At 35.4% G+C, this 10109-nt stretch carries 11 protein-coding genes and 1 pseudogene; 2 read left to right on the plus strand and 10 right to left on the minus strand.

Going from position 1 to position 10109, the window contains the following annotated elements; genetic code table 11:
• Nucleotides 1-12: 12 nt before the first annotated feature.
• The 8 genes and pseudogenes from CN514_RS16530 to CN514_RS16560 all read right to left on the minus strand — a co-directional run bounded on the left by CN514_RS16530 (nt 13) and on the right by CN514_RS16560 (nt 6842).
• Nucleotides 13-618, minus strand: coding sequence for a lysophospholipid acyltransferase family protein (locus CN514_RS16530; RefSeq protein ID WP_098233531.1), 606 nt, complete (start codon nt 616-618; stop codon nt 13-15).
• A 207-nt stretch (nt 619-825) separates the two neighbouring features.
• A pseudogene (locus tag CN514_RS25345) lies at nt 826-930 on the minus strand (small, acid-soluble spore protein, alpha/beta type); the annotation flags it as partial.
• A gap of 244 nt (nt 931-1174) precedes the next feature.
• The gene (locus CN514_RS16535; protein ID WP_098233532.1) at nt 1175-1654 is read right to left on the minus strand and encodes a GlcG/HbpS family heme-binding protein; all 480 of its coding nucleotides are present in this window, start codon (nt 1652-1654) and stop codon (nt 1175-1177) included.
• A gap of 13 nt (nt 1655-1667) precedes the next feature.
• A complete protein-coding gene (locus CN514_RS16540; RefSeq protein WP_098233533.1) occupies nt 1668-3140 on the minus strand; it encodes an aldehyde dehydrogenase family protein in 1473 nt (490 codons plus the stop codon).
• Nucleotides 3141-3198: 58 nt separating this feature from the next.
• The gene (locus CN514_RS16545; RefSeq protein ID WP_056471818.1) at nt 3199-3927 is read right to left on the minus strand and encodes an iron-containing redox enzyme family protein; all 729 of its coding nucleotides are present in this window, start codon (nt 3925-3927) and stop codon (nt 3199-3201) included.
• Between the two features lie 217 nt (nt 3928-4144).
• Nucleotides 4145-5599, minus strand: coding sequence for a hypothetical protein (locus CN514_RS16550; RefSeq protein WP_098233534.1), 1455 nt, complete (start codon nt 5597-5599; stop codon nt 4145-4147).
• Between the two features lie 27 nt (nt 5600-5626).
• Nucleotides 5627-6397, minus strand: coding sequence for a creatininase family protein (locus CN514_RS16555; protein ID WP_098233535.1), 771 nt, complete (start codon nt 6395-6397; stop codon nt 5627-5629).
• Nucleotides 6398-6509: 112 nt separating this feature from the next.
• The gene (locus tag CN514_RS16560; RefSeq protein WP_098233536.1) at nt 6510-6842 is read right to left on the minus strand and encodes a 2Fe-2S iron-sulfur cluster-binding protein; all 333 of its coding nucleotides are present in this window, start codon (nt 6840-6842) and stop codon (nt 6510-6512) included.
• A gap of 281 nt (nt 6843-7123) precedes the next feature.
• On the opposite strand from CN514_RS16560, the gene CN514_RS16565 reads away from it, so the two are divergent.
• The gene (locus tag CN514_RS16565) at nt 7124-7459 is read left to right on the plus strand and encodes a hypothetical protein (protein ID WP_098233537.1); all 336 of its coding nucleotides are present in this window, start codon (nt 7124-7126) and stop codon (nt 7457-7459) included.
• An 89-nt stretch (nt 7460-7548) separates the two neighbouring features.
• Here the strand turns inward: CN514_RS16565 and CN514_RS16570 are convergent, their stop codons facing one another.
• Nucleotides 7549-8730 carry a hypothetical protein gene (locus CN514_RS16570; RefSeq protein ID WP_286141725.1) on the minus strand — a complete coding sequence of 394 codons (1182 nt, stop codon included), beginning with the start codon at nt 8728-8730 and terminating at the stop codon, nt 7549-7551.
• Between the two features lie 653 nt (nt 8731-9383).
• On the opposite strand from CN514_RS16570, the gene CN514_RS16575 reads away from it, so the two are divergent.
• Entirely contained in the window at nt 9384-9539 is a 156-nt protein-coding gene (locus tag CN514_RS16575; protein WP_088012223.1) for a DUF1540 domain-containing protein, read from the plus strand.
• Between the two features lie 149 nt (nt 9540-9688).
• Here CN514_RS16575 and CN514_RS16580 read toward each other — a convergent pair whose 3' ends face one another.
• Nucleotides 9689-10015, minus strand: coding sequence for an antibiotic biosynthesis monooxygenase family protein (locus tag CN514_RS16580; RefSeq protein WP_098233539.1), 327 nt, complete (start codon nt 10013-10015; stop codon nt 9689-9691).
• Nucleotides 10016-10109: the final 94 nt, after the last annotated feature.

A 10109-nucleotide genomic window follows, 5' to 3' on the forward strand; every position in this document is an offset into this window, starting at 1 on the left:
ATTAAATTGGTTTTAGTTAAATTTAATAGGATTATCAAGAAACTTTTCTATTTCTTTAATTGAATTATCTAACTCAGATAATGTTACTTCAATTAACTCATTTTTTTCAAATTCGTTGTTTACCTTAACGGATTTTCCAAAAATAATCGTCGATTTCTTTCCTTTAAAGAATTCGGAAATTTTAGTTGGACCAGAATATGCTGCAGGTACCAGCGGCACCATACCTTTTAAAGAAATAGTTACTGCTCCTTTTTTTAAAGGCGCTTCTTCGTTAGTTCTAGTCCCACTAGGGAAAATCCCGATACATTTACCCTCTTTTAATAACTTTAGAGGAATTTTCAAAGTACTTGGACCAGGATTTTCTCTATTCACCGGAAAAGCATTAATAGATCTTAAAAACTTATCCGTAAACTTTGTCTGAAATAATTCCTTTTTTGCCATAAAGTGGACTTGGGTAGGATAAACTGCCAATGCTAACATAATAACATCAATCCAACTACTATGTGTACATGTAACAACATATTTGTCATTATCCGGTAAATTTTTCTTTCCTTCCACTTTTAATAAACGAAATACTTTAACAATCCAATAAAGAGAAGTGCTTATTAAATGATACATATTTTCCTCCGTATTGATTCTCCATTATTTTTCAGTTATATACTTTAACTTACTAAATTTTACCATAATTTTATTTGATTTTAGAAGTGAATATATTTTATTAACAAGTGTCAACATTAGTTCAAATATTCCTAATTAACTAAACGATTGCAAACTAAAAGAGACTCGGCATGGAGTCTCTTTGCAATTTCTACTAACTTACGATATTTATCGTGTGTATCCCCAAAGGGTTTGCTCAGCCATTTGAACTAAACATTTAGCAATCTATCCACCAACAGAACCATTAGCACGAGCAGTTGAATCTGGACCTAAATGAGTTTGTCTGATAAGTGATTATCAGATTGGTAATAGTTTGGCTAAATCGTAAATACAAGCACGTTTGCTATGTAGTTCTTTTAACCCTCAAACCTATAATTTAATAAGTAAATCTTCTTATAGCTAAGCTAACTACTTTTATTTCCTACAATTACAAATTTTAATCCCGGTTATTTTCTAAGCAAATGTTAGTACACCAAAAAAGGCGATGTAGGAACAACACCTAACCGCCTCCAATGTATTATTTTTTAATGTCTGCCTCAGTAACAACTTCATAACCGCCATGTGAAAGGAACTCTTGCAATGCTTGTAAAGCAGCTGTGCCTACCGCTGTATCCTGCTCTCCATTTCCACCGCTGATCCCCACGCCACCAATGACTTCCCCATTAACTACAATTGGAAATCCGCCTACAAAAATTGCAAATTTTCCATTTAGCATATGTTGTATTCCAAATGCTTCATTTCCCGGAAGGGCTGGTCCGTTTGGTTCTGTATTAAATAAATGAGTCGAGCGTTTATGCCCCGCTGCCGTATATGCTTTAGCAATAGCAATTTCAGGACCCGTAATACGAGCACCATTCATTCGTTCAAGTGCAATAACATATCCTCCGTCATCTACAATTGCAATCGTCTCTGGAACGTTAATATCCTCTGATTTTTTCTTAGCAGCTTCAATCATTACTTTTGCTTCATCTAGTTCTAATTTTAATATTTTTTTCATTTAAAATCCTCCTTTAGTAACCGATATAGACTGTTTTTATTTGTGTAAAGAATTCAAGTCCAACTCTACCTGACTCACGGAATGTAGAAGTACTTGAGCGTTTTACTCCGCCAAATGGTGCATTCATCAAATTACCTGTCGTTGTACGATTTACTTTAACTGTCCCTGCTTGAACATCTTTAGTAAATTGATGAGCGAGTTTCAAATTATTCGTAACAATCGATGCAGATAATCCATATTCAACATCGTTAGCAATTAAAACGGCTTCTTCATAGCTGTCGACTTCAATTACAGCAACAACCGGGCCGAAAATTTCTTCTTTAGCAATGCGCATATCGGGCTTTACATTCGTAAAGATCGCCGGTTCAATATAGTAGCCGTTTTCGTATTTTCCATATGCAAGCTGTTGGCCTCCATATTCAAGAGTAGCTCCTTCTTCTTTACCAATTCCTATATACTTCAGCACGTTTTTTAACTGCTTTTCATTTGCTAGAGGTCCAATAATGACACGATCGTCAAAGCCGTCGCCAATTTTTAAAGCACTTGTTTTTTCTACTAATTTCTGCACAAATTGTTCCTTTACTTCCTTCATTACAATTACACGACTGGTGCCTGTACATGCTTGACCAGTAAGGTGAAAGCCTCCATTCACGGTTAGGTTAACTGCTAAGTCTACATCTGCGTCATCCATTACAATTAAAGGATTTTTTCCACCAAGCTCCATTTGTGTTCTTGTAGTAAAGGATGTGTTTTTATGAATATGTTCCCCGGCACTAGTAGACCCAGTGAAAGTAACTCCTCGTATAGCAGGATGTTTAACTAAGATATCCCCGATATCGGATGAACTTCCTGTTACAAAATTGATGACTCCTTTTGGTATACCAGCTTCATGAAGCGCCTCAACGAGTCGATATGCAATTAAAGGTGTATCAGATGAAGGCTTGAAAACAACTGTATTTCCAGTAATTAATGCCGGAGCAATCTTTCTTGATGGTATAGAGATTGGGAAATTCCATGGGGTAATGACTGAAATAACACCAAGAGGCTCCCTTTCTGTTGTAACTCTCATATTTGGATCATCATTCGGGAACGTTTCCCCTGTAAAGCTTTGCCCTTCAATCGCATAATAACGAAGCGTTTCCGCTGAGCGAAGCACCTCCTGTTTGGCCGCGCTTATAACTTTTCCTTCTTCTCGTGTTAATTCCTCTGCTAGTTGTTCCACTCTTTGTTCAAGTATTGCTGCCGCCTTATTTAAAATAGCAGCACGTTTAGAAGGAGGAGTTTGAGCCCATGCAGGAAAAGCCTGGTGAGCTGCATCAATTGCTTGAATCACATCTTGTTCTGTCGAAGCTTGAAATGTGCCGACAATATCTTCCTTATTAGAAGGGTTTACGCTTTGGAACGTTTTATTATTTACTGACTCGATCCAACTTCCAGATATGTAATTTTTATAAGTTTCTAGTTTAGTAGTTAGCAAATTTATCATCCTTTCTGAACAAGATGGCAGTTCCCTAGATGGAAACTGCCATTTTATTTACTAATTATTATGCTTGTACTAGAGCACCTAAATCTTTTTCAAGATATTCTCTCCATAAGCCATCCATATACATGCGACGCATTTTTGCACCAGTACGAACTACTTCTAAGCAACGTTGTTGTAATTCAGGAGTATCAGCATGATCAAGTACAATTTTGTATCCACGCTCTCCATGAATTTCATCTGATACAATGTGTAAGTCGAAGAATTCAATCTCCTCATCTGTAAAGTTGTACTTCTCACGTAATGCTGGAGTTTGCTTACGATAAATGTCTGGAACTTGAGATTCAAGTCCTACAACTAATGCTGCAGTTGCTACTACGAAGTTTTCACGTGCTGCTACTGCAAAACACCAGCTTTGTAAACCTAGTGTTGTAGGAGCCATGTTGTTAGGATCCAATACGCGCTCACGAGTTGTTCCACAAGCTTCAGCAAATCGGATTAATAAGTCTGTATGACGATCGCCAGCGATTTCTTCTTCGTACATATTTTGCAATGTGAAATCTTTTGCATCTTCATATTTTGGTAAGTTTGGAGTGTTATGGTAGATATAAGCTAAGTAATCTGCAAAAGGTCCAACATAATGGTAATGATTTTCAGCCCAGCGAGCGAAGTGACTACGCTCTAATTTTCCTTCAGCCCATGCTACAGTAAAAGGTGCTTTTTGGCTGTGGTTCCCTTTAATCGCTTCTTCTAACTCCTTACGAAACTCATCTTTAGATAATAATCTAGTCATCCAAACTCCTCCTCCAATATGTTTATGTAGTTTAATAGTAGTTAAACAACGAAGTATACCAAATCACTTAAAACACTTATAAAAACTACTGAATACGAGTGATTTATTTGTATTTTGTATTTGGTATACCAACTAATCTTATAGTAACCCATTGTTTCGTATTTGTAAATATAATTTCACTTAATTTTCTAATTTTTCTAAATTTTAAAGAGATGCTCTACCATATAACGAGAGCGACAATGGTAGAGACTATTAAGCCTGTAGCAACAGGAAGTAAGTTTTTCCTAGCTAACTCTAAAACATTCACTCCACAAAAACTAGCAACCGCTACTAATGAGGACCACGCAATTAACGTTCCACCACCTGTCCACACAGATCCCATTTGACCGATTGCTCCTAGCGTTCCAGGCTCCATACCAACCCCAGGTGCCAACGCTCCTGATAAAGCTCCCACTAGCGGTAATCCAGAAAAACCTGAACCCTCTAACCCAGTAATTGCTCCAGTAATTAAGAGACCAAACGCCGTTAAAACCGAATTATGTGGAATGATTGATTGACCAGCCTGAACTAAATCAACTAAGAATGCTGGCTTTGCTACATTTTCTCCTAAAGAAAAAATGGTACCACTAAAGTCTGAACTGCCTAAGAAGAAGAATGCTGCAATCGGAATAACTGGTCCCATTGCACGAAATGCAAATACGAATCCTTCTGTAATATGCTCACTAATTTTATCAAGAGCTTGTAAACGACGGAACGCTACACATGTTACTACTAACAACATAGTCGCAACACCACCGATAAATGCTGCACCGTCTCCTCCTTCAAAACCACTCATTTTACCATTACCGATTTTCGTTGAAAACATAAATATGATAACTGCTAGTAGTGATAGTGGGACTAATATAGCAAAGATTTTACCCCATTTTTCACGCTCTCTATCATCTATAGTTGCTTCTGTTGCAGCAGCTATCTCGTTTGCAGAAGAGTTTTTGTTTACAAGTGACTGTAAATGTTGCAATGAAGCTTCACTTTCTGATTTACCGATTGATTTGCGTTCAGTAAAGTAAGTAATCGCGATTGCAACTCCCCCTGTAATTAAAGAGAGAATCATGACCTTACCTGACACAGCTGATGTTTGAATACCTGCTGATTTTGCAGTAAGCATTGGAGCGATCTGCATAATATAGTCGGATGATAAAGCCATACCTTGTCCTGCAATAGAAACAACCATGGCACAAGCAATTGGCGATAAACCAGCACGAATAGCCGCAGGTACTAATAACGTACAAATAAGCGGAACGGCAGGAGTAGGCCAGAAGAATAAAGAAATGACGTATGTGACAACTAATAGAACAGCAAAAGCAATATGTCCGTTTTTCATTACCTTTTGCATCGGAGCAATCATTCTTTCATCTGCACCAGTATCTTTTAAGGAATGTAATAAAGCCACCATAAAAGTGATGATTAAAAAGATCGTAAATAGCTCCTTTGCTGCTACCAGATTTGCGTTGAACAATGCTTGAAAACCACCAACAACTGATCCCTTATAAGCAACAGAAACAAGAAAGGTTCCAATGATGGTAGGCAATACAACCCCTTTTCGAAACAGCATAGTCACAATTACAACAAGTGTCATGATACCATAAAGCCAGTGAGCAACAGTTAAATCCATAAACCCCACCCTCTCATTTATAGGTACTTACAACTTACATTCTTCTTCTAGATGTAAAAGCTTTTGGAGTTCGTTTGAAAGGTTTTCGAGTGCTTCACCTACAATCTTTTCCCCTATTGCGAAACTTGCTTTCGTTGCATCCCCAATGCAACCATTAGTCGTCATCTCTTCGTATCGATAAAACCCTTGAATAGCTTTACCAGGTCGTAGCTGCTTCCATCTACCTTCGTTTTGGATACTTCCTTTAGTAATTTTATTTGGTCTAATTAAATGAGGAGCCAAGTAAAGTGCTTCTGACACTTCTCGTTCACAGCTGTGACCGAACAATGGCGAGTGAATAGATTCTGAGATTGAAAGTTTGGCAGATGCAGTCGTTTTAGCATAATAGATTTCTGAACCTAGCTCTTCTGACAACATGGTGCAAGCAACATTTAAAGTTGACTGATTGCCACCGTGAGAATTTAATAATAAAAATTTTTGAATACCATGTTGTTTAAGAGATACGATCATATCTTTTAAAATTGCTATAAGCGTAGTCGGTTGCAATGAAATGGTTCCTGGAAAGTTTAAATGATGGTGCGAGACTCCCATATTAACAGTAGGCGTTACAATTACATGAGGATACATTTTTTCAGCTAATTTTTCAGCCATTTTCTCAGCTAGTACAGCATCACAGCTTTCAACCATGTGAGGGCCATGCTGTTCGTGTGCACCAATTGGAATTATTGCTAGTTTTACAGTATGTAGTGCATCCTTTACTTCTTCCCAAGTCATCTCAGTTAACAAGTATGATTTCATATTTTCACCCCCTTTCATAGTTGTATCCGCTTACAAAATCTTTCACTTTCGTCCTATGAATTCAACCTTTAAATTAAAGAGGTATTTTGTATACCTAAAATGATGCAAAAAATTACTGTGCATTTACTGGCTTTGCAACTTTCGGTATTGAGGCGTTTATATTTTCTTGTGAAAGGACAATATCATCTTTGATGGTTAACTGACAGCATAATCGAATGCCTTCTTCAACCTTCTCACCTAGCATTTTCTGCTCTTTCCAGTTTGGCGGATCAAGCTTTTCGGCACCTTCTAGCACTCTACATGCACATTTTGTACATTTACCCATCCCGCACCCGTATTTCAGTTTCGGGAATTGACGGATGCCTGCCAACACTACTAAATTCGCGTGATCACGCACTTCTTGCTCAATAATTTCTCCTTCTACATGCAAGCGTACTTTTGGCATATGTATCCCTCCAGTATAATTTTCTTAAAATTTCAAAAATTTAATCTGATTATAATTCGAATTTTTTAGAAAGTAAATACTATTATTTATTTGGAAAACTTTAACATTGAGTGTTTTTTCTATTCAATAAAACTATTTATTATAACCATTAATTGTTTTTATCAAAAATTCAGAAAATTATATTGATTAATATTTTTTTCTGTATTACACTATGAATAGAAATTTGGTATACAAAATACCTAGTGCTCAGTACTACATAATTAGATGAGGAGTGTGCAAAGATGGGTAAGTATATTGTTTTGACAAATAAAGACACGTTTCAAACTATTGTAGATAACGAAGGATTAAAGGCAATCGAAACATACCACTTCTACTTTTTTAACGAGCTAAAAGCTAAATACACAATTGCCGAAGTGTTAGACGACAAAATAAAAATTAAACTTTACGAAAAGTATGAAGGAAAAGAATACGTGAATGATATTCGCGTAAAATTCTTTGAGACATTTGAAACGATTGAAGCAGCCCAAGAAGAGTTATACGAAATAGTAAAAGCTCAAGGAAACAGCGAGGACTCTCAGCATTCCAAATTAGTGAAGTCAGACATACTAACTGTATAGATTACATAGAAATAGCACTGATCCAGTGCTATTTCTTAATTTTACAAATAAAAAAAGACAACGATCATACTGTTGTCCCTTCGATTTCTCTAAATAAGCCACTCTAAACCAAACAAATAAAACATTACAATGAGTAAATAACTAATTGTATAAGGTATATTCCAATTCGATACTTTAAAGGAGCTTTCTTTAACGATGCTCGACATTAATCCAATCGTTGCATTATATGGCCCTACTAAAAATGCAGAAATGGCTCCGGCAAGTAATGACACGGTTAAAATATACGGTGAAATATCTAAGCTTTGTGGATCAAGCGCTTCAGCCATTAACGTCAAGGTTACTGCAGGATGTAGCCCTGTAAACGCAAATGCTAACGGAATTAATGGTAATAGAATTAAAAATACCTCTGGTCCTACAATACCTTTAAAATGAGTGACTGCTAAATTTACAGTTTCATTTATATTTGTACCTTTTACAACGGAAATAAAAAAGCCAGCTGACAAAAAGATAAAAAATTGATCTTTCATTTTAAAGGAATAGGAATGAAAATATTCCTTTAAACTATGTAAAAATGCTTTTTGTTGCTTTATGAAAACAGACCAAGCAAGAGCAAACGGAATTACTAGAATTGATACGATAATCACAAAAGAATACGAAAAAAGATGTTCTGCAAATGATATGATGAGATTGAATAGAATAATAGCTAAGAAAATATGAAAAACTTTTCTTTTAGGAGCTACACCTTCTAGTGAAGCAGCAGTTTCATCTTTTACTAAATCATTTCTATGTCCTTTCGTAACACTTTTCCGAGAATTCCTTGACGCCAATACCCAATCTAACACAATCCCCAATATACTTAACGGTAATACATATGGCAAAATAGATATCCATCTTACCCCAGTTACGCCAATTACGATACCTACGATTGGTGTAATTGGAGCCCATAGTAGAGGCATAGCAAATCCATGTGTAATAGCTCGACTCATAAATCGCTCTTCTTTTTTTATAGAAAAAAGACTTAAGGATGGTTGAATAGAATAGTAAGTCATTGGTAGAGTTGCCAAGTTCATAAACATACTTAAAAAGTAGGATATTCCTGATGTCATTATGTACAACTGGCCAGATGTGTTTACTTTCTTCTGTATGATCGTTTGAATGCCCTTTGCATATCCTCCCAGTTTAACCGGAAAACCTAATATTGGAATTACTGCAAACATAGTAAGCAAATCCAGCATTGGACCAAATGAAAGAATATATTCTTTTATACTCATATTGCTTCTCCAAAGAAGAATACATCCTATAAGTAAAAATATACTCCCTATTGTTCTAACGAGCGATTTAACTGTAAACATCGTATAAAGAACAATAAAGGCACATAAAGAAGAAATAAAAAATTGTAAATCCCAATGGAACAAGGAAGAAAATAAATATAAAAAAATTACCAATCCAAACAAATACTTCAACATTGTATCACCTTCCTCTCTTCAACCTCGGTATACCAAAAGGCATTAATTAGTCTATTTTACAAGAAATTATACCACAATTACCTAGTTTTGGTATACAATTTTATCTTTTTCTGTTTTCCACTGAAAAGATCGGTATAAGTTTAGGTGAATACATGTTGAGCTTTGACTTTAATAAGTTATTTCTTTTTAATTTACTTTAAACTTTATAAAATTAACTAATTGCTTAAAAAAAAGCACAATCTTTATCAAGTTTAAACGTTATTATATTCAATTTCCAATATGTTTAACCATGTCAAAGGAGTGCACAATTTTAAAAACCTTACCGCATTTTCGATAAGGTTTTTAAATTGCCTTTTTAAGAGTTTCTCACTTGAATTAATTTACATAAAAAAAAGAGATAATGAATGTATCAATCCCCTTATTAATGTAAAAGATAAAATTAAGGGAGGTGTCTTATAATGGCAAAAGATGTACTTTGCGAAGTTGATAACTGTAAATATTGGGCTTCTGGAAACAAATGTAGTGCGGATTCCATTTATGTTGTGAGCCATAAAGGGAAACAAGCTAAAAACAATGCTGAAACAGATTGTAAAACATTTGAAGCTGGAATGTAATTGTCTTAAGGGTAACCTACTTAGAAGGTTGCCCTTTCTTATTTATAGTATTGATAATAACTATCATTTTCATTCAAATTTATTCCAATTATTTTATATTATTTACATCTTGATTTTGATTTGTTTCAATTATAATCATTATTCAATGGCTACATATCAAAAAAATTATCCCTTTCAACTTTACACACTCTTAATGCGAAGGATTCATACCAATCTTTTTTCCCATGTTCTTGAGCAACTTTGTGAGCTGCGTGCTCTTTCCATGTCTTAATAGCATCCAATGACTCCCAATATGAAACCGTTATCCCCATCTCAAGATCACGAGCGCTTTCAACTCCTAGGAATCCTTGTTGACTCGATGCTAATTTAACCATTTTTTCAGACATCTTACTATACCCATTATCCCCATCCGTTCTTTTAGAACAAAAAATTACAGCATAATATGGAGGATTTGGCGTTTTTGCAAATGAACTCATTTTTATCCCGTTGCCAAAAACTTATAAAAATCAATAAAAAACGATTATTTTTATAGATTTCGTTTATTTCCCTTTTCTACGTGTCCGATTTTGC

Origin of the sequence: Bacillus sp. AFS001701 (assembly GCF_002559405.1) — a bacterium.
Lineage (GTDB): Bacteria > Bacillota > Bacilli > Bacillales > Bacillaceae_G > Gottfriedia.